The sequence below is a fragment of the Massilia sp. DD77 genome (assembly GCF_036961685.1).
Lineage (GTDB): Bacteria > Pseudomonadota > Gammaproteobacteria > Burkholderiales > Burkholderiaceae_D > Telluria.
On the sequence record NZ_JBAMDH010000007.1, the window covers coordinates 132,876 to 159,293 of the forward strand.

The 26,418-nt window shown below is 65.4% G+C and carries 22 protein-coding genes and 1 pseudogene; 8 read left to right on the forward strand and 15 right to left on the reverse strand.

Annotated elements, in window-relative coordinates:
* Positions 1–3 precede the first annotated feature (3 nt).
* Both V7778_RS05770 and V7778_RS05775 read right to left on the reverse strand, forming a co-directional pair.
* Entirely contained in the window at positions 4–2,397 is a 2,394-nt protein-coding gene (locus V7778_RS05770) for a DNA polymerase II (protein WP_335552677.1), read from the reverse strand.
* 16 nt (positions 2,398–2,413) lie between these two features.
* On the reverse strand, positions 2,414–3,214 hold the full coding sequence (locus tag V7778_RS05775; RefSeq protein WP_335552679.1) for a ferritin-like domain-containing protein: 801 nt from the start codon (positions 3,212–3,214) through the stop codon (positions 2,414–2,416).
* Between the two features lie 251 nt (positions 3,215–3,465).
* On the opposite strand from V7778_RS05775, the gene V7778_RS05780 reads away from it, so the two are divergent.
* The 3 genes from V7778_RS05780 (at position 3,466) to V7778_RS05790 (ending at position 7,502) form a co-directional block, all read left to right on the forward strand.
* Entirely contained in the window at positions 3,466–4,170 is a 705-nt protein-coding gene (locus tag V7778_RS05780; RefSeq protein WP_335552681.1) for a hypothetical protein, read from the forward strand.
* A gap of 199 nt (positions 4,171–4,369) precedes the next feature.
* Complete coding sequence (locus V7778_RS05785) at positions 4,370–5,221, forward strand: flagellin N-terminal helical domain-containing protein (RefSeq protein WP_335552683.1); 852 nt, start codon at positions 4,370–4,372, stop codon at positions 5,219–5,221.
* A gap of 151 nt (positions 5,222–5,372) precedes the next feature.
* Entirely contained in the window at positions 5,373–7,502 is a 2,130-nt protein-coding gene (locus V7778_RS05790; RefSeq protein WP_335552686.1) for an EAL domain-containing protein, read from the forward strand.
* A gap of 3 nt (positions 7,503–7,505) precedes the next feature.
* Here the strand turns inward: V7778_RS05790 and V7778_RS05795 are convergent, their stop codons facing one another.
* The gene (locus V7778_RS05795) at positions 7,506–8,309 is read right to left on the reverse strand and encodes a LytR/AlgR family response regulator transcription factor (protein ID WP_335552688.1); all 804 of its coding nucleotides are present in this window, start codon (positions 8,307–8,309) and stop codon (positions 7,506–7,508) included.
* Positions 8,306–9,403, reverse strand: coding sequence for a sensor histidine kinase (locus V7778_RS05800; RefSeq protein WP_335552690.1), 1,098 nt, complete (start codon positions 9,401–9,403; stop codon positions 8,306–8,308). Before V7778_RS05800 ends, V7778_RS05795 begins: the two co-directional genes overlap by 4 nt.
* A 221-nt stretch (positions 9,404–9,624) precedes the next feature.
* Between V7778_RS05800 and V7778_RS05805 the strand changes: the two genes are divergently transcribed.
* On the forward strand, positions 9,625–11,067 hold the full coding sequence (locus tag V7778_RS05805) for a M28 family metallopeptidase (RefSeq protein WP_335552692.1): 1,443 nt from the start codon (positions 9,625–9,627) through the stop codon (positions 11,065–11,067).
* Between the two features lie 3 nt (positions 11,068–11,070).
* Here V7778_RS05805 and V7778_RS05810 read toward each other — a convergent pair whose 3' ends face one another.
* Positions 11,071–12,231, reverse strand: coding sequence for a Gfo/Idh/MocA family protein (locus V7778_RS05810; protein WP_335552694.1), 1,161 nt, complete (start codon positions 12,229–12,231; stop codon positions 11,071–11,073).
* A gap of 27 nt (positions 12,232–12,258) precedes the next feature.
* On the opposite strand from V7778_RS05810, the gene V7778_RS05815 reads away from it, so the two are divergent.
* Positions 12,259–12,966: an MOSC domain-containing protein gene (locus V7778_RS05815; RefSeq protein WP_335552696.1), complete on the forward strand. Its 708-nt coding sequence runs from the start codon at positions 12,259–12,261 to the stop codon at positions 12,964–12,966.
* Here the strand turns inward: V7778_RS05815 and V7778_RS05820 are convergent.
* From V7778_RS05820 to V7778_RS05865, 10 genes are all read right to left on the reverse strand, one after another.
* On the reverse strand, positions 12,944–14,290 hold the full coding sequence (locus tag V7778_RS05820; protein WP_335552698.1) for a GDSL-type esterase/lipase family protein: 1,347 nt from the start codon (positions 14,288–14,290) through the stop codon (positions 12,944–12,946). The two genes, V7778_RS05815 and V7778_RS05820, sit on opposite strands and share 23 nt — an antisense overlap.
* Before the next feature lie 116 nt (positions 14,291–14,406).
* Complete coding sequence (locus V7778_RS05825; protein WP_335552699.1) at positions 14,407–14,865, reverse strand: nuclear transport factor 2 family protein; 459 nt, start codon at positions 14,863–14,865, stop codon at positions 14,407–14,409.
* Between the two features lie 154 nt (positions 14,866–15,019).
* Positions 15,020–15,799, reverse strand: a complete 780-nt coding sequence (locus tag V7778_RS05830) for a DUF3304 domain-containing protein (protein WP_335552701.1) — start codon at positions 15,797–15,799, stop codon at positions 15,020–15,022.
* 123 nt (positions 15,800–15,922) lie between these two features.
* On the reverse strand, positions 15,923–16,393 hold the full coding sequence (locus V7778_RS05835; protein ID WP_335552703.1) for a hypothetical protein: 471 nt from the start codon (positions 16,391–16,393) through the stop codon (positions 15,923–15,925).
* 157 nt (positions 16,394–16,550) lie between these two features.
* Positions 16,551–17,138 (reverse strand): hypothetical protein, encoded by a 588-nt coding sequence (locus V7778_RS05840; RefSeq protein WP_335552705.1) that lies wholly within the window; start codon positions 17,136–17,138, stop codon positions 16,551–16,553.
* Between the two features lie 249 nt (positions 17,139–17,387).
* Positions 17,388–19,499 carry a T6SS phospholipase effector Tle1-like catalytic domain-containing protein gene (locus V7778_RS05845; protein WP_335552708.1) on the reverse strand — a complete coding sequence of 704 codons (2,112 nt, stop codon included), beginning with the start codon at positions 19,497–19,499 and terminating at the stop codon, positions 17,388–17,390.
* The gene (locus V7778_RS05850) at positions 19,496–20,185 is read right to left on the reverse strand and encodes a DUF3304 domain-containing protein (protein WP_335552710.1); all 690 of its coding nucleotides are present in this window, start codon (positions 20,183–20,185) and stop codon (positions 19,496–19,498) included. Before V7778_RS05850 ends, V7778_RS05845 begins: the two co-directional genes overlap by 4 nt.
* A gap of 68 nt (positions 20,186–20,253) precedes the next feature.
* A complete protein-coding gene (locus V7778_RS05855; protein ID WP_335552712.1) occupies positions 20,254–21,075 on the reverse strand; it encodes a DUF4123 domain-containing protein in 822 nt (273 codons plus the stop codon).
* Between the two features lie 3 nt (positions 21,076–21,078).
* Positions 21,079–23,943: a type VI secretion system Vgr family protein gene (locus V7778_RS05860; protein WP_335552714.1), complete on the reverse strand. Its 2,865-nt coding sequence runs from the start codon at positions 23,941–23,943 to the stop codon at positions 21,079–21,081.
* Between the two features lie 2 nt (positions 23,944–23,945).
* A complete protein-coding gene (locus V7778_RS05865) occupies positions 23,946–24,872 on the reverse strand; it encodes a hypothetical protein (RefSeq protein ID WP_335552717.1) in 927 nt (308 codons plus the stop codon).
* A gap of 393 nt (positions 24,873–25,265) precedes the next feature.
* Here V7778_RS05865 and V7778_RS05870 point away from each other — a divergent pair, with 393 nt between their 5' ends.
* The 3 genes and pseudogenes from V7778_RS05870 to V7778_RS05880 form a co-directional block, all read left to right on the forward strand.
* Entirely contained in the window at positions 25,266–25,907 is a 642-nt protein-coding gene (locus V7778_RS05870) for a M15 family metallopeptidase (RefSeq protein WP_335552718.1), read from the forward strand.
* Positions 25,908–25,957: 50 nt separating this feature from the next.
* Positions 25,958–26,221 (forward strand): PAAR domain-containing protein, encoded by a 264-nt coding sequence (locus tag V7778_RS05875; protein ID WP_335552720.1) that lies wholly within the window; start codon positions 25,958–25,960, stop codon positions 26,219–26,221.
* Between the two features lies 1 nt (position 26,222).
* Positions 26,223–26,418 (forward strand): annotated as a pseudogene (locus tag V7778_RS05880) (hypothetical protein); the annotation flags it as partial.

Genomic DNA, 26,418 nt, shown 5'->3' on the forward strand with positions numbered 1-26,418 from the left:
CAGTCAGAACAGCGCGCCCTGGCGGCTGGTGAGGCGGTCGAAGCGCTCGCCCAGGAAAGGAAGGATCGCGTCCGCCACCGGTTCCAGCTGGCGGCTCAGGTAGTGCTCGTAGTCGACCGGCGAGTGCTGGGTTTCCAGCGGCTCGGGGCCCGCCGTGGTCATCACGTAGCGGATCCAGCCGCCCCTGCGGTAGATCGCCGGGCGGCCCTGGCGCAGGTGGTGTTCGTCGGCCATGCGCGCGGCGCGCACGTGGGGCGGCACGTTGCGCTGGTATTCCTCGAGCGGGCGGCGCAGGCGCTTGCGGTAGACCAGCAGCGCGTCGTGCTCGCCGCGCAGGGTCGCCGCCACGTAGTCGCGCACGTAGTCCTCGAAGGGCTGGCCCTTGAAGATGCGTTCGTAGAGCCCCTGCTGGAACTGCTGGGCCAGCGGGGTCCAGTCGGTGCGCACGGTTTCCAGGCCCCGGTAGACCATCTCGTCGCCGCCGTCGGCGCCGGTAGCCAGGCCGGCGTAGCGCTTCTTGCTGCCCTCGTCCGAGCCGCGCACGGTCGGCATCAGGAAGCGCCGGAAGTGCACGTCGTACTCGAGCTCCAGCGCGCTGTCCAGTCCCAGCTCCTCGCGCAAATGGCTGCGCCACCAGGTGTTGACATGGTCCACCAGGGAGCGGCCGATACGCTCTGCATCGGGGTCCGTGTGCGCGCGGCCCAGCCAGACGAAGGTGGAATCGGTATCGCCGTAGATCACCTGGTAGCCCTGCTCCTCGATCAGGGCGCGGGTACGGTGCATGATCTCGTGCCCGCGCATCGTGATGGACGAGGCCAGGCGCGGGTCGAAGAAGCGGCAGCCGGTAGTGCCCAGCACACCGTAGAAGGCGTTCATGATGATCTTCAGGGCCTGCGACAGCGGCGCGTTGCCTTCGCGCTTGGCCGCCTCGCGCCCGGCCCAGACCTGGGTCACGATGCCCGGCAGGCAGTGTTTGGTGCGCGAGAAGCGCCCGCCGCGAAAGCCCGGCACGGTCGCTTCCTCGGGTTCGCGCAAGCCCTCGACCAGGCCCACCGGGTCGATCAGGAAGGTGCGGATGATGGATGGATACAAGCTCTTGTAGTCCAGCACCAGCACCGAGTCGTACAGGCCGGAGCGCGAATCCATCACGAAGCCGCCCGGGCTGTCGGCGCCCGCCACGTCGCCGATGTTGGGCGCCACGTGGCCCTGGCGGTGCATGACCGGCATGTAGAGGTGCTCGAAGGCCGCCACCGAACCGCCGCTGCGGTCGGCCGCCAGCCCGGTCACGCTGGCGCGCTCCAGCAGGAAGTCCATGACCCCGGTCTTGGCGAAGATGCGGGTGACCAGCTCGCAGTCCTTCAGGTTGTAGCGCGCCAGCTTCGGCTTGTCCTCGGCGAACATGCGGTCGATCTCGGCCATCCGGTCGAAGGGATTGTCGATCGCCTTGCCCTCGCCCAACAGCGATTGCGACACGCTCTCCAGACTGAAGGAGGGAAAACTCCAGGTGGCCGAGCGCAGCGCCTCGATGCCGTCGATCACCAGGCGCCCGGCGATGCCGACGAAGTAGTGCTCCTGGCCCCCACGGTCCTCGCGCCACTCGAGCGCCCCGCCGTCGCGCCCCAGCTTGAGCGGCCGGTTGAAGCGGTCGGCGTGCTTCTGCAGCACGCGCAGGTCGAACTGGACCACATTCCAGCCGATCAGGGCGTCGGGGTCGTGGCGCGCGAACCAGGCTTCCAGGCGGTCGAGCAGCTCGGGGCGGTTGGCGCAATACGCGAGATCGAAGTCGACGCCCGACGCATCCCCGTTGGGAGGCCCCAGCATATAGACCTGGCGCTGGCCGCAGCCCTCCAGGGCGATCGAATACAGGTCGCCCTGGAAGGTGGTCTCGATGTCGAGCGAGACGGTACGCAGCTGCGGGCGGTAGCCGGGCGCGGGTTTGAGCTGGGCGTCCAGCACCAGGCACGGATTTTCCTCTTCCTGGCTGCCGTCCCGGCCCGCGAAGGCGACCGGCGCGGTGATGAAGCGTTCCATCAGGTAGCGCTCGGGCGGCCGGACGTCGGCTTCGTAGAGCGCGATGCCGTGCTCGCGCAGGCGCTTCTCCAGGCGCAGCAGCTGGCGGTAGTGGCGGCAATACAGGCCCAGCACGGGGCGGTGCTGGAAGTCGGTCAGGGCCAGCGGGCGCAGCGCCCAGCCCTTTTCCCTTGCCAGCAGCTGCTCCACCGTGCCACCCAGCTCGGCCGGCAGGAAGGCGACCGGGGTCTGGGCCGGCAGGCGCGCGCGGCATGGTCCCTCATCGGTCGCCAGCCAGAACTCGACCTCGCAGCCGGCATCGGTGTCGCGCCAATGACGGGTCAGCAGGAAGCCCCGGCGCAAGCCATGGCTGGATACGGCATCCATCAGCGGCGTGCTTCCATCAGATAAGACGCTGCAGTTCGGCCTCGCTGAAGCCGGCCCGGCGGCGCGCCTCGAGGTTGAATGGCCCCTTCAGCACCGGCGCCTTGTAGCGCACGGTCAGTTCGTCGTAGGTGGGCAGCGGATCCAGTCCGCGCTCGGCGCACAGGTGGAAGTACCAGCGGTTGCCGATCTCGACGTGCCCGACCTCGTCCGCCAGCAGGCGGTCGAGGATGGCTGCGGCGGCGGCGTCGCCGGCCTGGGCCAGCTTGGCGCGCAGCGGCGGGATCGCGTCCAGGCCGCGCGCCTCCATGGTGCGCGGCACCAGCGCCATGCGGGCCAGCACGTCGCCGCTGGTCTTGCCGACCATTTCCCACAAGCTGTCGTGGCCCGTGAAATCACCGTAGCGGTAGCCGAGCGTGGCCAGGTGGGCGTCCAGCATGAGGAAGTGCAGCGATTCCTCGTGGGCGACGCGCAGCCAGTCGGTGTAGTAGTCGTCCGGCATGCATGGGAAGCGCCACACGGCGTCCAGCGCCAGGTTGATGGCGTTGAACTCGATGTGGGCCAGTGCATGGACCAGCATGGCGCGTCCTTCGACCGTGACCATCGAGCGCCGGCCCACCAGCCGCGGCGGGACCAGTTCCGGACGCGCCGGGCGCCCGGGCACGGCGCCGGCGGGGCACAGGCTGGCCGTGCCGTCGATTCGCACGGCTCCCTGGGCTTGCGCCCGCGCCATGGCGGCCACGCCGTCGGCCTTGGCGGCGGGGTCGGTTTCAAGCAGACATTGCAGCGCGCAAGCGCGGAGCTCGATGGAGCGCTCCATGGGAAAACCTGGTCGGGAAAACCATGCAGTTTACCAAATTCGCGCCGGGTTCGAGCGCTGTCTTTTCGCCTTCGCGTATGCATGCCGCCGCTGAGGCGACCGGCCACAGTCCCCCAGCGGTGGGGGAAGAAATTCACAGCTGTCCTGACTAGACTACGTCCTGCCAGCCTGCCGCCGCCGCCGTCGATCCGATGGGCGGCGCCGGACAGGCCGCACCGGACACCCGTGCAACCTCATTAGCGGACACTCTCATGGATATTCTCGATTCCGTCATCGCAGCGCGCCAAGCGCAATTACGCAAGTCGGCGCTGTGCACCTATCTCGCCGACGCCTCCATCCCTCCCTACCAGCGCCTCTCCTTCGTACCCGCCATGATGTTCTTCACGATGGGCTTCAAGGACATGCTGGCGGCCCTGCGCGACGAGCGCGACGACTCGCCCCTCCAGCAAAGCGTGCACCAGCACTGCGACGAAGACGCCTTCCACTGGCAGTGGTACCTGGAAGACCTGGCCCGCATCGAGCACGGCCGCCGCCTGCTGGGCGTGCCGCCGGTCCAGGCCTTCACCGAAGTCTGGGCGCCGACCAACTACGCCACCCGCGAGGTGGTCTACCACGCCATCTTCCTGGCCAAGACCCACCGCACGCCGTTCCTGCGCATGGCCATCATCGAAGCGCTCGAAGCCACCTTCGCCTGCTTCAACGAACCGATGTACCGCCTGGTGGGCGAGCTCGGCCTGTATGAAGAGCTGCACTACTTCGGCAAGGTGCACGAGCATGCCGAAGCGAACCATGCCAAGGACCAGGACGGCGTGGAGGGGACGGGCTACCTGCTACGGGTCGGCGAGTTCGAGACGGCCGTCGGGCTGGTGAACGAATTGTTCGACGTGTTCGAGGGGATGTTCGACTGCTGGTACCGGGCCGGAACAGAGGAAGTGGCGCTGCCGCTGGCGGCTTGACAGGATTTCAAGATCCGAGGGCGGCTACGCCGCCAACCCCACGCCGATGTCAAACAATTACGTCGCACTTGTGTCACGAACAACAAAAAATTATTTTAAAAAATTTCTGCATGGCACTTAATGCCCGTGAGAAAGTGGTCGCCTTGTACTGGTGAGGGCGAGTGAACGCACTCACCAACCACTAGGAAAGAGCCTAATCATGCTGAGCCTGCACACCAATAACGCTGCCCTGTCGGCACAAAACTCGATCTCCCGCACCCAGAGCAACCTGTCGACCTCGATGACCCGCCTGTCGACCGGCTACCGCGTCAACTCGGCAATGGACGACGCCGCCGGCCTGCAGATCGCCAGCCGCCTGAAAGCCCAGACCTCGGGCATGACCGTGGCGATGCGCAACACCCAGAACTCGACCTCGATGCTGCAGACCGCCGAAGGCGCGCTGGACGAAGTCGGCAACATGCTGGTCCGTATGAAGGACCTGGCAACCCAGGCAGCCGACGCTTCGTCGACCGCCAGCGACAAGGGCGCGATGCAGTCGGAATACGACGCACTCGGCCTGGAACTGAAGAACATCCTGCAGAACACCACCTTCGCCGGCACCAAGCTGCTGGTCGGCGGTACCGTTGCTTCGTCGATGACCTTCCAGATCGGCGCCTCGTCGAGCGAAACCATGGCCGTCAACCTGAGCGCCGACATGGGCTCGATGGTGACCGACGTGACCGCCGCCACCGCGAACTACACCGCCGCCACTACCGGCACCGAACTGACCGCCTCGGCCAACGCCACCATCGGCACGCTGGAAACCGCGCTGAACTCGGTCAACAAGGTACGTTCGGGCCTGGGCGCCGCGGCCAACCGTCTCGAGCACGTGTACAACAACCTGTCGAACATCAGCACCAACAGCAAGGCCGCCACCGGCCTGATCATGGACGTCGACTTCGCGACCGAAAGCGCGAACATGACCTCCAGCCAGATGCTGCTGCAAGCCGGCACCGCAATGCTCAAGCAGTCGAACAGCATGTCCTCGATGGTCATGTCGCTCCTGCAATAATCGCAAGATCCTGCCGGGGATGCGCGTCCCCGTCTCGTCAAGGCCAGCCTTCGGGCTGGCCTTGTGTTTTTGGGGTGCGCAAGCCTGCGACGCCCTCCGCCAGTCGCTGCTAGCATGTCATGACGTGCGACCAGAAGACTGGCGGCTTGCCATGCTGTCCCGCTCTCCCTCCGACGTCCAGCAGCGCCTGGACGAGCTGCTCGAACATCTCCCTGCGGGCGTGGTCATCCACGGCAGGGATGGCCGTATCCTGTCCGCCAACCGCATGGCCTGCCGACTGCTCGACCGCAGCGAAGCCGTGCTGATCGGCACCGAGTCCGCCACCTCGGAATGGGAATTCGTGCGCGACGACGGTTCGCCGATGCCCGAGGGGGAGTATCCCGTCAATCTCATCCTCACGGATGGCAAGCCGCTGACCCACTACGTGGTCGGCATGCGCCGCGCAGGCCGCGCCCTTATCCGCTGGATGATCTGCAACGCTTATTCGGAACGCGATGCCAACGGACAAATCCAGCGCGTCGTGGTCTGCTTCAACGACTGCACCGCCCTCAAGCGCGCCCAGCGCAAGGCGCAGAAATCCGAAGAGCGCATGCAGCTGGTGCTGCGCGGCTCGACCGATGCTTCCTGGGACTGGGACTTGCGCACGGGCGAGGTCTACTATTCAGAGCGCTGGTGGGAAATGCTGGGCTATGAACCGGATTCGCTGCCGTCCACGACCGCGACGGCGATGGATCTGATCCATCCGGAGGACCTTGGACGCATGCACGCCTTCATCGCCCAGCTGCTGGGCGAACCACGCGAGCGCTACAGCATCGAGTTCCGGCTGCGCCACAAGGACGGCCATCACGTGCCCGTGCTGGCGCGCGGCTTCGTATCGCGCGACCCCGACGGCAAGCCGCTGCGCCTGTCCGGCACCAATACCGATCTCACCGAACGCAAGCAAGCCGAGCAGCGCATCTACGAGCTGGCCTACTTCGATCCCCTCACCGGCCTGTCCAACCGGCGCTACCTGATCGAGCAGCTCGGCACCAGCCTGGCGCGCGCGCGCCGGCTCGACGAATATGGCGCCCTGGTCCTCATCGACCTGGACAATTTCAAGCTGCTCAACGACACCCTGGGCCACGACGTGGGCGACCAGCTGCTCAAGCAGGTGGCGACCCGCCTGCGCGGCATCGTGCGCGCCAGCGACCATCTTTCGCGCCTGGGCGGCGACGAATTCGTGGTGGTGCTGGAAGATCTGGGGCCCTGCGCGGACGAGGCCGCCGCCGAGACGGAAAGCGTGGCCACCAAGATCCTGCACGCCTTGGAGCTGCCCTTCCATCTGGGCGCACACACGGCCTCGACCACGCCCAGCATCGGCATCACCATGTATGACGGCGAGCCGACCGCGATCGACACCCTGCTCAAGCAGGCCGACCTCGCCATGTACCGCGCCAAGGCCGAGGGCCGCAACACGGCGCGCTTCTTCGAGGCCAGCATGCAGTCGGCGGCCGACCGCCAGGCGGCGCTGGAAACCTGTCTGCGCGGCGGACTGGCGGAACAGGAGTTCGTGCTCTACTGCCAGCCGCAATTCGGGCGCGACGGTCTGCTCAACGGGGCCGAAGCACTGGTGCGCTGGGACCGGGGCGAACTCGGCATGGTGCCGCCGGGCGAATTCATCGGCCTGGCCGAAGCCACCGGCCTGATCGCGCCGCTCGGCCGCCACGTCCTCGAACAGGGCTGCCGCCTGCTGGCCCGCTGGCAGGCCGATCCGGCCCTGGAAGGCTTGAAGCTGGCCGTCAACGTCAGCGTGCACCAGATGCGCGACCCGGACTTTCCCGACACGGTGGCCGAGGTACTGGCGGCCACGGGCGCGCCGCCGGAGTGCCTGACCCTCGAGATCACCGAGAGCGTGTTCGCGGAAAACCTGCCCGAGCTGATCGACCGCATGCACCGGCTGCGCGCCCTGGGCGTGCGCTTCTCGCTCGACGATTTCGGCACAGGCTACTCCTCGCTCGCCTACCTGCGCCGCTTTCCGCTGGCGGCGCTCAAGATCGACCGCTCCTTCGTCCACGACGCCCATGCCGACCGCAGTGCGGCCGCCATCGTCGAGGCGATCGTCACCCTGGCGCGCAAGCTGGGGCTGGACATCGTCGCCGAGGGCGTGGAGCTGGACGCCCAGCGCCGCTTCCTGGACAGCTGCGGTTGCGACTCCCTCCAGGGCTACCTGCTCGGCTCGCCGATGCCGGTGGCCCAGTTCGAGCGCCGCTACGGCCAGGCCGTCGGCGCCGGCCACGCTTGAGGCCTACATCTGCCGGAACAGGTGGGCGAACACCGGGCTGACGCGCGGCTTTTCCGGCCGGTTGCGCAGGTTGAGCACCACCTTGCCCATGGTGTCGCGGCCGGCGCTGGCGACGCAGCGCATGTTGACCACGGTGCCGCGGTTGATCTGCTGGAATTCCTGCGGGTCGAGCTGGGGCAGCAAGTCCTTCAGCGGCAGGCGGATCAGGGCTTCGCTGTCGGCGGTGGCCACGTTGACGTACTTGTCGACCGCCTGGAACAGCACCACGTCGGAGACCGGGATCATGCGCACCACGCTGCCCACGGCGGCGCGGATCATGCTCAGGCGCTCGGCCTGGGCCGTCTGCGGTAGCATCGCCTGCAGCTGCCCCACCAGCTGGGCCAGGGCGGCGTCCTCGCTGCGTGCTTCGGGCTGGGTTTCGGGCTGCTTATCGAGCCTTTCGCGCAGGCGCTCCACCGTTCGGCCCAAGCGCTCTTCGCTCACGGGCTTGAGCACGTAGTCGGCGGCGGCGCGCTCGAAGGCCTGTACCGCGTACTCGTCGTAGGCGGTGACGAACACCACCTGCGGAAAGGGTTCCGGCCCTTCCCAGCGCTCGGCCAGCTCCTCGGCCGCCTCCAGGCCGCTCTGGCCCGGCATCTTGATGTCGAGGAAGAGCACCTCGGGCCGCAGTTCCATCGCCTGCTCGACGGCCGCCACGCCGTTCGGCGCCGTGGCCACGATCTCGAGCCCGGGCCAGAGCCGCTGCAGGGTCTTGGCCAGGATGGCGGCGAGGATCGGTTCGTCTTCGGCAATCAGTGCACGGGTCATGCTGTGGTCTCCAGTGGTAAGGTCAGTCGTACGATGGCGCCTTGCGGCTTGTTCGGCGCTAGCACGATGGCGGCGCCGTCGCCGTAGATCGCACGCAGGCGTTCGCGGGTGGTGGCCACGCCGACCCCGCCGCCGCGCGTCTCGGGTTTGTCCTTCAGGCCCAGGCCGGTGTCGCGCACCGTGATCTCGAGCAGGCCGTCGCGCGCCTCGGCGGCGATCGCGATCTCGCCGCCCTCGATCTTCGGCTCGAGGCCGTGGATGATGGCGTTCTCCACCAGCGGCTGAAGCAGCATCGGCGGCAGGCGCACGGCGCGCAGCGATTCCGGCAGCTGCAGGCGGCTGGCCAGGCGCTCGCCCATGCGCACGCCCATCAGCCCCAGGTAGGCTTCCATCGCCGCGAATTCCTGGGCCAGGGTGGTGCTTTCGCTGCGCGTGGCGCCGAGGGTGGCGCGCAGATACTGGATCAGCTGGTCGAGCATGCGGCTGGCGCGGTCCGGGTCGAGCGCGATCAGGCCCTGCAGGTTGGCCAGGGTATTGAACAGCATGTGGGGCTCGATCTGGGCCTGCAGCAGGCGCAGCTGGGCTTGCAAGGCCTGGCGTTCGATGACTTCGGTGCGCAGGCGGGCGTCGGCGTGTTCCTGGCGGATGCGGCGCAGGCGGTCGCGGTGGCGGATCAGGACCACCATCGCGGTGATGACGCCGAAGGTCAGCACGACCATGCTGATCCGGCCGGCCGATGGATAGTCGCGCAGGCTCGGCATGGTGTAGCCCATGATCGCGAAACCGATCCGCATGCCGGTATAGTGGGCCAGCGGCGCCGCCAGCAGCATCACGCCGATGAAGGGCAGCCACTGGCGTGCGGTCCATTCAGCACGGTCCCACCACAGCAGCCGCGCGCCGTCGACCACGGCGAAGGCCAGCACGCCGATGCAGACCGAGAAGACCAGCTGCTCGTACAGCAGCGCGGGCTTGCCGACCACGAGGGTGATGACAACGGCGACCAGGGCGCTGATGCCGAACGCCAGGCGCAGGTCTTCGAGCAGGCGCATCAGGCGCGGGCGTGGCGGCGGGGAGGTGGTGATCGCTTGGGACATAAGCTCTACTTTATCAGGTGGCAACTAGTGAGGCGATTGTGCCCAGCCGCCGAACCCCGGGCAAGGCGGGTGCGACGAATCACCCCGGCGACGGCGCCAATCGGCTCCCGCCGCCACCGAAACGGGTGTCGAAACATGCATACTGGACGGATTCACTGTGTTGACCGACAGAATGCTCCCATGCGATATTGCCATTCTTACTATTTGAAGAAAGCGACAGCATGCGCCATACCGCCCTCGCCTCCGTCCTCGGCCTCGCCCTGCTCTCCAATGCCGCCCTGGCCCAGGCGCCCCTGGACGCCGTATCGAGCCGCATCTCGCCGGACTCCCTGCGCGGCCACCTCTCGTATTTGTCGTCGGACCTGCTGGAAGGCCGCGGCACGCCCTCGCGCGGCCTGGACCTGGCGAGCGAGTACATCGCCGCCCAGTTCCGCCGCGCCGGCCTGGAACCGGCGGGCGACGACGGCTACTTCCAGACCGCGAACTGGCAGTACGCGCAGCGCAAGGACGCCGACTTCGCCTTCACCATCGCCGCCGGCGGAAGCTCGCTCAGCGTGCCGGCCGGCGGCGCCACCGCCGGCTTCCTCGATCCGTTGAGCCTGGCGGCGACCCCGGCCATCTTCATGGATTGGAAGGCGGCGCTGGCCGACCCCGGCGCGGCCAACGGCAAGGTGCTGGTGGTGCCGGCGGCCGCCGTGCCCGGCGCGGCCGGCATCCTGCAGCAGCAGCTGAAATCCAAGCCGGCGCTGGTGGTCATGATCGACAAGGAACGCCGCCACGGCGCGCCCGGCGGCTGGCTGATCGATCCGGAAAAACCGGCCTCCAAAGGGGCGCTGCCGGTGGTGGTGGTGCATGCTCCCGACGCCGCCGCGCTGCTGGAAAAAGGCGGCGCCACGGTCGCGGCCAAGGTCGGCGCGCCGGAAGTGCGCCCGGTTAAGCTGCGCAACGTGGTCGGCCTGCTGCGCGGCTCCGACCCGCAGCTCAAGCAGACCTACGTCCTGCTCTCGGCCCACTACGACCACGTGGGCATCCGCAACGGCGAGATCTACAACGGTGCCAACGACGACGGCAGCGGTACCGTGTCGGTGATCGAGATCGCCTCGGCGCTGGCGGCCCAGAAGGAACGTCCGAAGCGCAGCATCGTCTTCATTGCCCTGTTCGGCGAAGAACTCGGCATGCTCGGCTCGCGCTACTACGGCCGCCACCCGGTGTTCCCGGTGAAGGACACGGTCGCCAACATCAACCTGGAACAGCTCGGCCGCACCGACGACAGCGAAGGCCCGCAGGTGGCCTCCGCCACCCTCACCGGCTTCGACTACTCGACCGTGACCGAAGCGGTGCGCAAGGCCGGCGCACAGACCGGCATCCGCCTGTGGAAGCATCCGGTCAACAGCGACCGGTACTTCGCGCACAGCGACAACCAGTCGCTGGCCGACCTCGGCGTGCCGGCCCACACCCTGGCGGTGGCCTTCGGCTTCCCCGACTACCACGGCAAGGACGACACCTGGGACAAGATCGACTACGAGAACATGGCGCGCATCAACCGCATGGTCGCCCATGCGGTGCTGGGCATCGCCAACGATCCGGTGCGTCCCGCCTGGACCAATGTGCCGAACGCGACCAAGTACCTGGACGCCTCGCGCAAGCTCAATCTCGCCAGGTAAGCGTCATGTGGGGAGCTGGACCCAGCTTCCCCCTGCGCGCGCCGAGGCCTGCACGGCCTCGATGAACTCCACCGCGCGCAGGCCGTCTTCGATGGCCGGGAACTGGGCGTCGGCGGGCGCCGCCCGGCCTTCGCGCGCAGCCAGCAGGTGCTCCGCGATCTCGCTATACAGCGAGGCGAATCCCTCCAGGTAGCCCTCCGGGTGCCCGCCCGGGATGCGCGACAGGCGCGCCGCAGCCGCATTGGCCGCCGGCGTGCCGCGCTTCAGGATGCGGGTCGGCTCGCCCAGCGGGGTCCAGAGCAGCTCGTCCGGCTGCTCCTGGCGCCACTGGATGCTGCCGCGGCTGCCGTAGACGCCGATGCGCAGCTCGTTGGCATGCCCGGTCGCCACCTGGCTGGCCCACAGCATGCCGCGCGCGCCGTTCCGGTAGCGCAGCAGCACCTGCACGTCGTCGTCCACCGCCCGCCCCGGCACGAAGGAACTCAGCTCCGCCGCCAGTGATTCCACGGGCTGACCAACGATGGTGTCGGCCAGTTGCCAGGCGTGGGTGCCGATATCGCCGACCGCGCCGCCCCCCGACCTTGCCGGGTCGGTGCGCCATGCCGCCTGCTTCTGGCCTTCCTGCTCGATCGGTTCGGCCAGCCAGTCCTGGGCATACTGGACCTGCACCACCCTCACCTCGCCCAGTTCGCCCGCGCGCACCATCTGCTGCGCATGGCGCACCATCGCGTAGGCCGAGTAGTTGTGGGTGACGGCGAAGATCAATCCCCTCTCGCCGGCCAGCTGGTGCAGCATGCGCGCGTCGGCGCTGGTGGTTGTGACCGGCTTGTCGCAGATGACGTGGATCCCCGCTTCGAGGAAGGCGCGCGCCATCGGCGCATGCAGGTGGTTGGGCGTGACGATGCTGACTGCCTCGATGCCGTCCGGGCGCGCGGCTTCGGCCCGCGCCATTGCCGCGTAGTCGTCGTAGATGCGCTCCGGCGCCAGGCCGATGGCAAGCCCGGAACGGCGCGCCGCCTCCGGCGTGGACGACAGCGCGCCGGCGACCAGCTCGTAGCGGTCGTCGAGGCGGGCCGCGATGCGGTGCACGGCGCCGATGAAGGCGCCTTCGCCGCCGCCGACCATGCCGAGCCGGATGCGCGCTGGATGAATCGGATCGTTCATGGTGATTTCCTCTCGTTAGAATGGGGGATGGAGCAAGATCTTGGACAGCTACTCGACATCGCCGTGCGCCCCGCCGGCGCGGCGCCGCTGCGCATGCCGCAGGCGTTGGCGCTCGGCGGGCACGGGCTGGACGGCGACCGGCACGCCGACCCGGTGTCGCCGCGCCAGCTGCTGCTGGCCGGCGCCCCGGCCTATGCCGGCCTTGGCCTCCCTGCGCTGGCCCTGCGCGAAAACCTGCTGCTGGAGGCCGATACCGTGTCCTTCCGTTCCGGCGAGGTGCTGCGCATCGGCGCCACATTCACCCTGCGCCTGATGTTCCAGTGCGAAGCCTGCGGCGGCCTGGACCGGCACCAGCCCGGCCTGTCGCGCGCCATCGGCGGACGGCGCGGCATGCTGGCGCGCGTGCTGGCGGGCGGCCGCATCCAGCCAGGCGACCGCGTGGCCGGACTCGGCCCGCTGCTGCCGGCCTGGCCGGAAGACTGGCGCGAGCGGGTGCGCATCGTGCTCGACGCGCTGCCGCCCGGCCACGTGCTCGGATACCGCCAGCTGGCCCACCTGGCCGGCGTCGCCGCCAGCTATTGCCGTGCCTTTCCGCGCGCGATCGCCAGGCTCGGCCCGGACTACGCCGGCGGGGCGGTGCCGGCCTCGGCCCCGCCCCGCCTGCCGCGCTGGCCCGGCGACGGCCTGTTCGCGGACGAGCTACGCGCCGGTCTCAGGGACGCGGCAGGGCCATGAGCCGGTCCAGCTCCGGCTGCATCGCCTTGGCCCAGATCGCGTAGCCCTTCTCGTTCGGGTGCAGCAGGTCCGGCATCACGTCCTTCGGCAAGCGTCCGTCGGGTTGGAGGAAGGCCTGGTTGATGTCGAGGAAATGGACGTGGCGATTATCGGCGAGGGACGGCAGCAGGGCGTTGATCTGCCCGTTGATGCGGCGCAGCGCCCCATCCGGTGTTTCGTCGCGCGGGAAGATCGCCAGCAGCAGGATGCGGGTGTGCGGCAGGCGGCGCCGCAATTCCTCGATATTGCGCTGAATGCCTTGCACGGTGAGTGCCGGCATGTCCTGGCGGTGACCGGTGTTATTGGTGCCGAACATCAGCACCGCCACCTTGGGGTCGATGCCGTCCACTTCCCCATGCAGCAGGCGCCACAGCACGTTCTCGGTACGGTCGCCGCCGAAACCCAGCGCGATCGCGTCGTGCTGCTTGTAGTAGCGGTCCCAGACCGGTGCGCCCTCCTTTTCCCAGCCCTGGGTGATCGAATCGCCGATGAACACCAGCTGCGGGCTGCGTCCGGCGGCCTTCATCGCCTTGATGTCGTCCAGCTTCTTGAGGTGGCGCGGCGTCCACCACGAGATCGACCAGGATTCGTTCAGCTTGTCGGGGGTGACGGCCACGGTGCGGTAGTCAGGACAGGCGGTGTTCGGCGTGCCGCTGCGCTTGAGGGTAACGTTCGCGATGCTGACCTCGCCGCTGCCCGTGCCTTCGACCGTGAAGGGTCTGGCGACCGCGCTGAAGTCGTCGCCCTCGCGTGCGAAGCAGTGCAGGGCCAACTCCACATGCTGCCAGCCCTTGCCCTGGGCCGCACGGCCGGGCAGGACGTAAGGGACGTAGCGCTCGCACTCCGGACCGCAATACAGCTTGATGGCGATGCCGCCCTCGGAGAGGTCCGCCACGTTCAGATCGAAAGCCAGCGTGCCTTGGGAGAGGTAGGGCCGCAGATCGGCGGGCCCGCCCTGGATGCGCACGCCGCTCTTCCAGATGTTCTTCCAGCGCAGGGTCAGGGCGTCGTCCGCGGCCGCCTTGGGAGAGCGGGCGAGCGTGATGGCGGAATTGGGGAATTTTGGCTGCAGGGCGCTGTCGACGGTGACGGAAGCGCCGGTGAGCGGATGCTCCTGGTCCGGATCGATGGCGACCACCTGGTAGCCGCCGGAGACGCGCCCGTCGAACAGCGACACATGATCCGGGGTGGCGCCGCTCGGGGTGGTGCTGGCGCAGCCCGCCAGGGTGAAGGAAGCGGCAAACATGGCGGCCAGGCCTGGCATGCGGCGAACAGCAAACCTCATCGTGTCTCCTCATTCTTTGATGATGCGAAGGTTGATGATGCGCGATTGTTACCGCTATCGCAATGTGCCGTTTGGTAGGGAAACCGGCGCCTTGGGACGCCGTGGCCTGGCCTAGTTCAGCGCTGGGGCTGGATCTCAGTCACCTGGTGGAAGGTATTCTTCCAACCGTCCGGGCCCTTGACCCACACACGCACGTAACGGCCGCGGAAAGGCTTCGCGCCCTCGGGCGTCTGCATCGCCGAGCGGAAGACGCCGGTGACGGCGGCCGCGTCGCGGTCCAGGCGCTGGACGTCGGCGCTTTCGATGTCGTAGCGCTGGAAGCGCATGTCCTGGCGGTCCAGGCGCGTCAGCAAGTCCGCCTTGCTGCGCACCCGGCCGCGGCTGTCGACGTGCAGGTAGCTGCGGTCCATCAGCTTGCGCAGGGAGTCGACGTCGCCGGTGGAGATGGCTTCGGCGCGTTCGTGTTCGAGGGCGACCAGGGTGGTGCGCAGTGAGCCGTCGGTATTGGCGGCGCCTGCGGGGGCGCCCGTGAGACAGGTGGCGCACAGGGCCAGGGCTTTCGCTACTTTCAGCATCGTTCCTTCATCGATTGTGAAGCGGGCATACGGCACGGATCTTGACGACGTCGCGTTAGCCATCATTTTTGGCTATTGTACGCTGCACGCTCGCCGCATTACTAACCACCTGTTCCGTTGCGCTCGAGGCGAAGAATAGCGGGCTGGACCGCCGTTAAAAGGATGGGCCGCATCCCGGACGTTCTTTGAAGAGTTCTTGAAGGCGCGCTCGCGATCTTGCTAGCTGCGCCGAATAACGTCGTTCTAGGTATTCGGCGTAGGCCGGATCGTCCGGCCCGCTAAACTTTGTCATTTCTTCGCCAAAACGTCTCTTGTCGACGGGCCAGGCCTCTCGAGTCCGCGCCTCCTTCGAGGTACTTAGCTCTCGCAGTAGCTCCTGAAAAACCTCCACCTCATCCTCTATAAGCTTACGATGTAAGTTCCAGCGTTCTCGCCGATATTCAACGGACGGTACAGGCCAGCCCTTCACCTTCCCAGGCCACTGTGGATGATTGGGTTGCAGGTCGCTCGAAACCACCTCGACCTTCCCCTCAGCAGTACGCATCACCCACAATTCGCCGGCCTTCCCATCTGTGTATCGAGGCACCTCAACCGTAAAAATTTCTCTCACCTCAGGCAATTCACCATTCGACTGCTTCGGTAACCAGTGTGTCGAGCGGACCAGTATCTGAATCCCCGGCCGCCATTGCTTCGGCAAGGAGTAACAGCACATGATGCCGCCCGCGCCGAAAGGCTCAATGAATTCTCCGCCCCCGGAATTCTTTGGCTCCTTGGGATCGACCACAAAGTATCGAAATGCGTCTGCGCTATAGTTCACGCCGTGGATGCTGACGGAAACAAAGTCCTTCGGACGTGTAAGCACAGTATCCGGCGATGTCGAGCAGCCCACGAGTAGAAGCGGTAACGCGTAGAGGATTCCATTTCTTCCCTTCATATAACTGTTCGATCCTAAGTTGATCTCATTGCTAGGCGTCTGCCAAACACGGCACACCATTCCACTTCTGCTTGGTCATTTGGCACCGCTAAGCTTACGGCTCGCCATGAATGGAACATAGACTCACCGCTGCGCAGCGCTTGCCATAATCCTGCCCTTTTCGGTCGCACGCGGATAATGGCGGGAGGGGATCAGCTCGACCGTTTCGTCCGGATAGATGTGTATGGCCAGGAATTCAGCATCGGGCGCGACATTTGCCAGTACCGGCATGTTTCGCGCGACCACGGTCTCCCCGTTGCCGGGCGAACCCGCGGGACCGTCCAAGCGCCAGGTAACACGCTTAGGGCCAAGCGCCAGCCTGACGCCGCTGATAGTGCTGCCGCCGGTGGCTGGATAGGGATTGGAGCTATCGCCCGCCTTGTTGTCGATAAAAATCTCGAAGATGGGGCGCTCCAGGTAGTTGAAGCAGACGACATCCAGCGTCACTGTCTTTGGCGTTGTCTTGCATGCGGAGAGAATCGGAAAGGCTGCTGCTGTAACGAACAGCAGACGGCGGAGTTTGGATGAAAGCACGGAGAGCATCCTGTTCATCATGAGAAAAGAGGCGCGTAAGACGGTGCCATGGCGCCATGGTATCGACTCGGCCACGGGGCTTTTAGATGCACCCTATCGATATATGTGAGGTTCGTTTTTCTGGACAGATCGGTGGCCGCGCCGGGCATCTGGGAGAAAAGAATCGGTGATGGACCCATCAAGGTTTGGCGGCGCGCGCCATCGCCTCGCCCTTTTCCGTCATACGGGGATAATGATGGGTGGGGATCAGCTCGACTGTTTCGTCGGGGTAGATGTGCACGCCGAGGAAGACCGCGTCGCCAGGGACCTCAAGTAATGCTGGCTGGTTCCGGGCGGTGACCGTCTCGCCGAGTCGTGGCGAACCGGCTGGTCCATCCAGGCGCCAAGTGACCCGCTTGGGGCCGAGCGCCAGGCGGACCCCGGTGATCGTACTGCCTCCCGTCGCTGGATAGGCGCTGGCGCGGTCGCCCGCCTTGCCGTCCACGAAAGCGTCGAAGATCGGGCGGTTCAGGTAATTGAAGTAGACGACGTCCAGAGTCACGGTCATGGGATTGGCCTTGCAAGCGGAAATGGTGAGCAGCGCCACGCCGGCCATCACCATTCGGCGGCGCCAAGGGAAAGGAAGCATAGCTTTCATACGGATATTTTTTGTCAGATAAAAAGGCAGTGGCATGTTGGATCGCGGCACCGTTTCAATCACGGCGCTGAAACCGTTGCTCCGTTCCGAAAGCGCCCAAGCAGCGCGACGATTTCCGCGTTCATTCACACACTTCGCGACACGCGGCGCACGAACCGATATATGCATCCTCGCTCCGATCCGGCCCGATGGGTGGTGCTGGGTCAGGCCGATGTGATACGGCCGCTGGTTGGGCCTGCTCTCCTGCCAGGTCGCCGGTCTTGGATAGTTAGCACGTCGCGGTCACTCATATTCAAGGCTTCTCCTTCAAAAGCTCCCTGCCGTACCCTCCTTCCGTACTTCGCCAACTCGGCCCGCGCCAGATCTTTCTTGACGCACTCACACAGTTTCCGGTGAGGCCTGATCCGAGTTGGTGCTTCTGGTGTTAGCCGCTACTGCGCGTCCATTATGCCAACCAGCGGGTCGCCAGTTGGACAGCAAGACCGAGTCCGAGCCTCCATAGATCTTACGGAACCGGAAATATCCCGCCTCGGCAAACCGATATGGTTCGCGGCCCTCCGTGATATACCGAGGTATCGATTGTGTCTTGTCATAGTCTTCGGCTGCTATCCGCTGATTGGTACTCATGCCATAGTCCGGCGGTGCTTCGAGCTGGAAGTCAAAACCGTTTCTCATCGAGTCTTCGTGCCGCTTTTTGGCATATTTGAGCCACATTGACCATTTCTTGAGTGTTTTGATGGCTTCGGCTTCGCTGTCGTCGCCGCTCAGTTTGAATCCAGACCGTGAATCATGCACATACTCATCAAAAAAGCGTGTGACCGCTGGATCAGGCTCCGGCAACTTCCAATAGGTAGCGATTTCCTCCCATTCGAGCGACACTCGATTGTCGAAACCAGGAGCTTGCCTGCGTGGCTTTCGATCTGTGAATCCCTCTAACCATTCCTCGAAATCGGCGAGTTCCTTGTTGAATTCCTTGTTCGCCGACTCGAGATCGTTTTTGTCGAAATTCGTCGCCCTCACGAAGCTCGGTATTTTATGCAAAGGCTGCGGCCCCTGGTCTCTTCGATAGTAACGCCACGCCATTTGCAGCAGCGCCTGTTCCCTGATGATGTCGGTAAGCGATCCAGACGTTTTTGTGCATTTCGATAGATAATCATTGAAATCGCTGAGGGTCTGTGGCGCTAGAGCAAACCGTCGCTTGACAACGGAAGGGGCCAATTCCAGCTTGAGGGGGACGCCAGCCATTCGTGCCTCCCTATACATATATAGCAACGGCAGCCTCGACAGCATATCCGTCCCGTCCGGATCAGTTCCCTTGCCTTGCTGCGTTGGCCCATACCCTCCTCCGACGTCTGAGTGAACACCAGGGAATACGACTTCCTTCGCTCTCGCTGGAAGAACTGAGCCAACCGCGATCGAGTCAACCGGAAAGCTCCGGCGAAGCTCGTGCCCCGCGACCAAGTGAACACAGCTATTAACGCAGCCCGGAATTCGAAGACTGTCCTCAGCATCCGCCCAAGCACCATGCCCGTCGAATAAATGCAATATTGGAAAGTTGCCGTATGTGTTTCCCAAGCCTACCGACGCCACTGTATCGAACAGGCCCAGAAAGTCGAACACAACCGGGAAGCCGCCCAGGCTGCTTTGCCCCTCGCCCCGGATCATTGCATCTAGTCCGCAGAGTGATGCTAACCAGTTCGCAAATGCTCGTGCCTGCGTCGCCCCACGCGAAAAGCCGAACATCGAAATGTAGATTTTCTCGACAATCCCGGGATCGATTTTTGCTGGCGGCCGACCTTCTGTGGTCCAATGCTGAGACACGCTCGCGTGCAAGCGCCGCAATAGCTTTTCGAACTCGACTCGCGGTTTTTCGTCTAGATTGCTGGCTCTGTTGACCGGCGAAAAACTTGGATCTTCCATAACGCGACGCGCCGCACGGGACAATTGAATCTTGTTCGATAGCGAGGCAGCCTCTTCGGATGAGATAAGAGTTCGACCATGGAAATAGCGGTGTACGTTATTGATTGCCTGGATTAACCCCCAAACGATTCGATCGTTCCCTTTAGCCCCTGCAGCGCCGCCGAAGGTGGCGGCCATCCCTTCCCCACTGTCGTTTACTTCTTTGAATGAAGAAGCGACACCCGGAATGTAAACCCTGAAAAAATGAGAATATTTCTCCGTCTGGTGTCGCCACTCTGTAGAAGTTGGGAGGACACCCGGCACGCTCTGACCAGGGAAAATATCATAAAGACGGGCAACATTCGAATGTTCTTTGGTAGCTTCTGCTTTCTCATAGTTGTTCCGCGTTCCATCAAAGAAAAAGCCGAAGAATAGATTGGTCTTACATGATTCGTCGGGAATATTATTTTCGAATCTTTCCCGTTCCTCATGCATTCTAATCAAATCTAAATCATCTCCCTCGAAGAAGATTTTCTCTTCAGCGGCGCTTGAGTAACGGGTTGACAAAGAGGGGCAGAGAACAGTACTCAAGGTTTCCCTTTCATGAGCTCCTGAACGCGAGCTTCGGCTTTTGCAAGCATTCGCATATAACGGCGCTTCAAAAACTCGGCATAAGCAGGGTCGTTTGGCCCGCTAAACTTTTTCATCTCTTCTTGGTGGATTCTCAAGTCATTTGGCCACGCTTTTTGAGTACGCTCTTGCCTGGAAGCATTCAGCTCCCCAAGCAGCCCTTGATACAAAGCCACGTCGTTCTCCGCGATTTTTCGATACAGCTCCCAACGTTCTCGCCGGTATTCAATGGAGGGGACGGGCCAACCTTTTACCTTCCCCGGCCACTTTGGATGGTTAGGTTGCAGATCGCTTGAGACCACGTCGATCTTCCCCTCAGCAGTCCGGATCACCCAGAGCTCACCGGCCTTCCCGTCCGCGTATCGCGGCACGTCAACCGTAAAAACCTCTTTTACCTCAGGCAGTTCGCCGTTCGGTTTCTCCGGCAGCCAGTGTGTCGAACGGACTTGGATCTGAATCCCAGGCCTCCATTGTTTCGGCAAGGAATAACAACACATGATGCCTCCCGCGCCAAAAGGCTCAATGAATTCCCCGCCGCCAGAATTCTTTGGGTCTTTCGGATCGACTACAACGTATCGAAATGCGTCTGCGGTATAGTTCACGCCGTGGATGCTGACGGAAACACTGTCCTTCGAAGATGTCGTCATCGAATCCGCCCATGTCGAGCATCCCACTAGCAGAAAAGGTAGGGAGCATAGGAGTCCATTTATCCGCTTCATAACCGTTCCATCTCTCTGTGATTCCATTGTGCAAACATCTCCGGGAGCGCCTCATAATCACGTGTTTTATCGTCAGTCAAACAAACGGCGCACCACTCCATTTTCGAGTTATTGCTGAGTTGGCCCACGGCGGCCAGTTCCAGAGCTCGCGTCAGAATCGAGTGACGTTGCGATGGTGAGAGTGCCGAGACCACTCCCCGGCGCGTCAAGCGTACCCACATCTCATCCGGTTCGCTGTCTTCCACGAGCTGCCCGAACTGCTTCTGGTTCAGCTCCGCCCTTGTAGTAACAGGTACACAGGATGTGCAAATTTCCAGCGACAGTTCCTGCCACAAACCATCCCTGCCCATGTATCGCCAACCAAATGCACTCCCAACAAATTCGGCACGTTGCGCCGGCGTCAGCACTTTGAATATCCCGGGAAGACGCCGTGTATCAGGAAAGCGGAAATTGAAGCGCTGGCCGTCCACCGCCACGATGCACCAAGCCGCGAGCCGTTCTCCAAGTTCCACCAGGCTTTCAAAGGTGGCGATAGCGCTGACCATTGGATAGCCGTCGCAACGCTTCAGCACCTGTTCCAAACTCCGATTGTCCGGATCGAACTCCACGATAAAGGGCGACACATCCCTGGTCGCCTCGGAGCACCCGGGAAGCGCCTCGAACAAGAGGACTGCTGCACAACGGTCGTCCAGCTCCCTGAACATGCCGGGTACGAAAGCACCATCCACCAGCAAGACAAGACGCGCGCCCTGCGGCAGCGATCGATATTGCTCCGCCAGCGCGGACTGCCAACCAGGGTCGAATGGATCAATCAGCACGCCCTACTCCACGGACGTGAACGCAGGCGCCGCGTCCAGTGACTTCTTGAGGCAGGCGACGCAGATGGTGCGCGGCATTGCCGGTAACGAGTAGCTCAGGCTATCGGGAGAGAGATAGCTCTTCTTCCCTGCATGAACCGTGATCTTTCCTGGGCACTGCACAGTGATGTTGCCTCCTTCAATCGTGATATTCGCCCCATCGGCCGTCGACAAGCTGATGCGCTTCGCGGCCGCCCAGTCCACATGCGCGTTCGCGCTGACGACATGGACTTCATCGCGCGCCTGTGCTTTCAGCACGTCGGCCTGGGCCTGCACATCGACGGCATCCTGCGCGGCGATCAGCTGCAAGCCGACATCGCCCTCGCCCGCCTTCACCGCGCCGGCCAGCATGCCGATCGCCTGGCCGCCATGCACGCGCAGGCGCCCGCCTGTGACGAACTGCGTGTCGCCGCCGCTCATGAAGGCAGCTGTTTCCCCACTCGAGACCTGCACCGCCTGCGCGGCGGTGACGGCCAGCCCGGCCTTGGCCGAGATCGCGATCAGCGGGTCGCTCAGGTGCGGCAGCTTGTCCGCAGCAGGCGCGGTGTCCCTGGCCGCGGCATCCGCCCTCGCGGCGTCCGGTTCCTCGGCGCCCACCATGCCCGACACCGCCGTCAACATCGCCTGCAGGGGCGGCGCCTTGTCGTCGACCATGCTGGCGCCAGGCTTGGCGGCGCCCAGGTGAGCGGCGAAGCCGACCGTCTCGTGCGCCACGGCCGCGTCGCTCAGGCTCCGGCCCAGCACCACCGCCTGCTTCAGCAATGCGATCCCCGCGACGTTGTCGCCGGCAGGTTCGCGCGCCGCGGGACCATGCGCGATCCGGTAGCTGCTCACCAGCAGCCCGGCCTGCGCGCGCAGCGCGCCATAGGCGTCGGTGCGCAGTTCCGCGCCCAGGCCGCGCAGGCTGCCGCGGTAGTTATCGGCGCCATGGATCAGGTGCCCCAGATTGAGCTCGGTCGCCGCCAGCGTGGTGCGCAGCTGCACCCGTCCCTGGGCATCGGTGTCGTCGAACAGCAGCTGGTTGTAGCCGGCGCCGCCGAATTCCTTGCTGCGCAGGCCCCACAGCGCGGCGGCGTTGCGGTGGCCGGCGCTGTCGCTGGACGCGCCGTGCCACACGGGGCTGTTTCCGGCAGCGAGGTTGCCCTGGCCGGAGACGGCGTGATCGTGGGCGGACTCGAACACCGCGGCCGCGTCGCACTCACCCGGCTTGCCGCCCGGCGTGGGAATGACGCCGCCCTCGCCCTGTCCGTTGTACAGGGCGCCCACGATCAGCGGCCGGTCGATATCGTTCTCGATGAACTGGACGATCACTTCTTGCCCGATGCGCGGCAGGAACTGGCTGCCCAGGCCACCGCCCGCCAGGCGCTGCGCGACCCGCACCCAGCAAGTCGCGTTGCCGCTGTCCTGCCAGTGGAAGCGGATGCGCACCCGCCCCAGGCGGTCGCAGTGAATCTCGTCGGCGCCCACCGGGCTGTCGCTGCCGTCCGGGCCGACAACGATCGCGCTCTGGGCGCCGCCCGCGGTCGGGCGCGGGTGCGCGCGGCCATCGCTGCCGGCCAGCTGCGGGCGCCACGGCAGGTCCGCGGCCACGGCCTCGAAGCAGTTGGCGTAGCCGCTTTTGCGGGCCTGTGCGATGGCTAGGGGGAAGTCCGGCGGCGCATCCGGACGCGCCAGTTCTTCCAGCAGCTCGGGTATTGGGCCGAACAGCTCGGCCAGGGCGTCCTGGGCACGCGACGGCAGGTTGTTGATGCCGACACTGGTCACGCGCAGCACCGTATACGCGGCCGCTTCGCTCAGGCGCTGCAGCGGCGCGCCCGTGATGTTCAAGCGGGTGCCGGCGCGCAGCGTGCGCAAGGTCGAGCGGCCGCGCCAGAGCTGGGTGCGCGCCTCGCGCGCCTCCATCTGGATATCCGCATAGCGCTGCGCCAGCTGGCGATTGGCGAAGGCATATTGGCCGGGCGCGTCGTAGGACTCCAGCGGCGGCAGCCGGCTGGAGCCGGGCGTGCGCGCCGGCGCGCTGGCGGCCACGGCGCGTTTGGATTTGTAGTCGTAGCTGAGCACCGTGGTGGCGCTGGCCCCGACAGTGCGCTGCGCGGCCAGGGCTTGCACGGTGTCGCTCTGTTCGCGCGCATGGGCGCCGTGGAAGCGCACGCCGATCGCCGCGCTGCTCGGGTCATCGGGAATGGCGCTGCGCGCCACGGTGTCGGCGAACACGACCAGGGTGGGCCCGTCTTCGCCCTGCTCGAAGCGCCAGGCCAGGCCTTCCTCGCTCAGGAGACGCTCGACGAAGGCCAGGTCGGACTCGCGGTACTGGCAGCAGTAGCTGCGCGCCGGCACGGCGGCCATGAAGGACAGCGCGTCCTCGCTCCAGCGCCAGCGCGCGGCCGGCGCGTAGGCCGCGAACACATCGTCGACGATGTCCGGCACCGCCATATCCTGCCACACCCGGCTGCCGCGCACGTGCGCCAGGCGCCAGATCCAGTGCGAGATGCGCACCCGGTAGCGCGCCAGCCCGCCTGAGCTGCCAAGCATCGCGGCTTCGCTGATCTCGCCCGCGAACTGGGCGCGGCTGCCGTCGGCCAGGCTGACGGCGAGCGAGGCCGGCTCGCCCAGCAGGCTGGCCAGGTCGATCGCGGCGCTGGTGGACAATGCGATCACGTCGCGCATGCCCACACCCTGCACCATGTCGTCGGCGGCGAAGGCCTCGACCATCAGCCCGCTGGGGCCGAGTTCCAGGCTGCCGTCACCCACGCTCAAGGCGTACAGGCGCGTCGCGCTGCCGAATTCCGCCAACGCGGCCAATGCCTGGTCCAGCAATTCACGACGCATGTTCAGCTCGACGCTTTGGAAGTCCGGAAGGATTTGCACTCGGACGTGCCCTTGGCGCTGCCTTCGCACAGGCGCGCGCGGCAGCGCTCCGCCTCGGCTGCGCTGACGCCTGCTGCGCAGCGCTTGAACTGCGTGGCGCCTTTCCCGGCGTCGGCCGCCTTCGAGTGCGCCAGCAAGGCCGCAAGCAGCGCGACATCACTATCGACCGCCGGCTGGGCCTTCTTTGGCGCCGGCTTGGCGCGGGGTTTCGTGTGCGGCGAGGACTGCGGACGCGCCTTGCCTTCGCGCGCCAGCTTGCGCTCAGCGGCCTTCGCCTTTGCCGCCTCCTTGCGCGGCGCAGCGGTGCGCGCGACCGGCTCGGCCTTGGGCGGCGCATCCAGCAGGGCCGACAGCTCGTCCTTGCGCCCCGCGTCCAGTGCGGATCCCGGCGCCTTCGCCTGCTCGCGGCCGGACGGCGCATCGAGGGCCTGGGCCAGGCTGGCTGCCCCGGCGCCCGCGCCGGCAGCCGCGAGCGCGGTGCTTAGCTCGTCCTGGTTGCCTGGCACAGCCTCGTCGTGGATCGCGGCCGCGGAAGGCAATCCCGCACCCGCGGCAAGCGCGGTCGAGACGGCCGCCGCGCTCGCCGGCTGTGCATGTGCCGCCGGCTCAGAACGCGGTTGTGGGGCCGCCATCGCCAGTTCCGGCGCGGCGCCGGCCACCGCGTCGTCGTACACGGACCACAGGAGCATGGCCGCGCCCGCGCCGGCAAGCGCAAGGCCGCAGGCCAGCGCCGCGCCACGCCCCTTGCTGCGCCGCGGCGCCTGCCAGGACGGCGGTGCGTCGCCGTCGAGCTGGCTCAGGATGCCTTGGTCCGCGGGCGCCGCCGGCCGCTCCGGCGATAGAAGACTGGGACGGCCGGAACCCGGCCGACGGTCGTGACTGTCGAGCAAAACGCACTCCCTAGTTAAGCGAAATATAACTCTACGTTAATTGTAAAAACCGTGCCTAAAATAAAGTAACCAATTGTGCGAGTTTATGCATAACGGGAATTTTCAATCGTGCGGGCTCTTACCACAAAGTAAAGTTATACTCCGCGGCAACTGACTTTTTGTAACATTCTTGTCTAACTAGGAAGAGCACATTTGCTGTTTTTTGCTGTAGCGCTGTACTTCGCGCTCGCATGCCTGGTCAGCTGGATGGTGTTGTTCCCTTCGGGACGCGCCGCCCTGCTGCAGGCAATCGGGAGCGCTGGAGAGCGCATTCAACGGCACTGGCAATCAAGGTCGCAAGGGCGGGAATCCCGCCTGGCATCGATGGGCCGGTCTGGCCGCGCAAGCATCCGCGTGGCCCGCAGCTTCCTCACCCGGCACTATGTATTTTGCATAAGCTGTGCCCTCCTGGTCATCCTTCCGCCGCTGCTGGCCTTCCTGGGCGGCGCGCATACCCGCCTGAACGGGTTCGCGGCATCCACGCGCGAAGTCAACGGCCAGGTCGCGGCCCTGCTCGAGGGCGAACACCTGGCGCCCCCGCCGCCGCTGCCGCCGCTGGCCTTCGCCACCCCGGAAGTCAGGCTCGCCCGGCCGCTGATCGCCACCGCCAGCCGCGACTGGGCCATGCTCAACCCGGACTTTGAACAGCGCCTGCTGCTCGCCTTCCGCATCATGAAGGAGCGGCATGGCTACGAGATGACGCTCATCGAGGGTTACCGCAGCCCGCAGCGCCAGCAGCTGCTGGCCGGCATGGGGCCCACCGTCACCAATGCGTCCGCCTACCAGAGCTGGCACCAGTACGGCCTCGCCGCTGACTGCGCCTTCGTGCGCCAGGGCCGCATCGTCATCTCGGAAAAGGATCCATGGGCGATGCGCGGCTACCAGCTGTACGGCGAGGTGGCGGAATCGGTCGGGCTGACCTGGGGCGGGCGCTGGAAGATGCTGGACCTGGGACATACGGAACTGCGCCTCGCCGGCGCCAGGACAGCGAGATGAGTCCCGAACCGACTAACGAAACCGCAGCAAGCAAGATGGGAGAACACGACATGGCAGGACCCTTGATCAGGCTGGGCGACAAGACTTCGCACGGCGGCACCGTCATCGAGGCATCGAACGTTAGCGACAGCGGCGGCATCGGCATCGCCCGCATGGGGGACAAGGCCACATGCCCGGTACATGGCACGGGTGCAATCGTCAGCGGCGACATGAGCCTGATCATCGACGGCAAGCCGGCCGCCCGCCATGGCGACGTGACCGAATGCGGGGCTTCCCTGATCGCCGGCCAGCAAGCCACCATCGACCAGGTCTGACATGCGCGGCTGGCTCAAGTCCTCCTTCATTGCGCTGCTGGTCTTCGGCGTCAGCTGGGCCGGCGCGGTCGCCTACTGGCGCACGGCCAACCGCATGCCGTCGACGGCCGACCTGCTGGCCTACATGGTGGTGCTGCCCCTGTCGCTGCTGCTGGCAGCCTGGGTCGGCCGCCGGCTGGCCACGCTGCCCGCCGCCG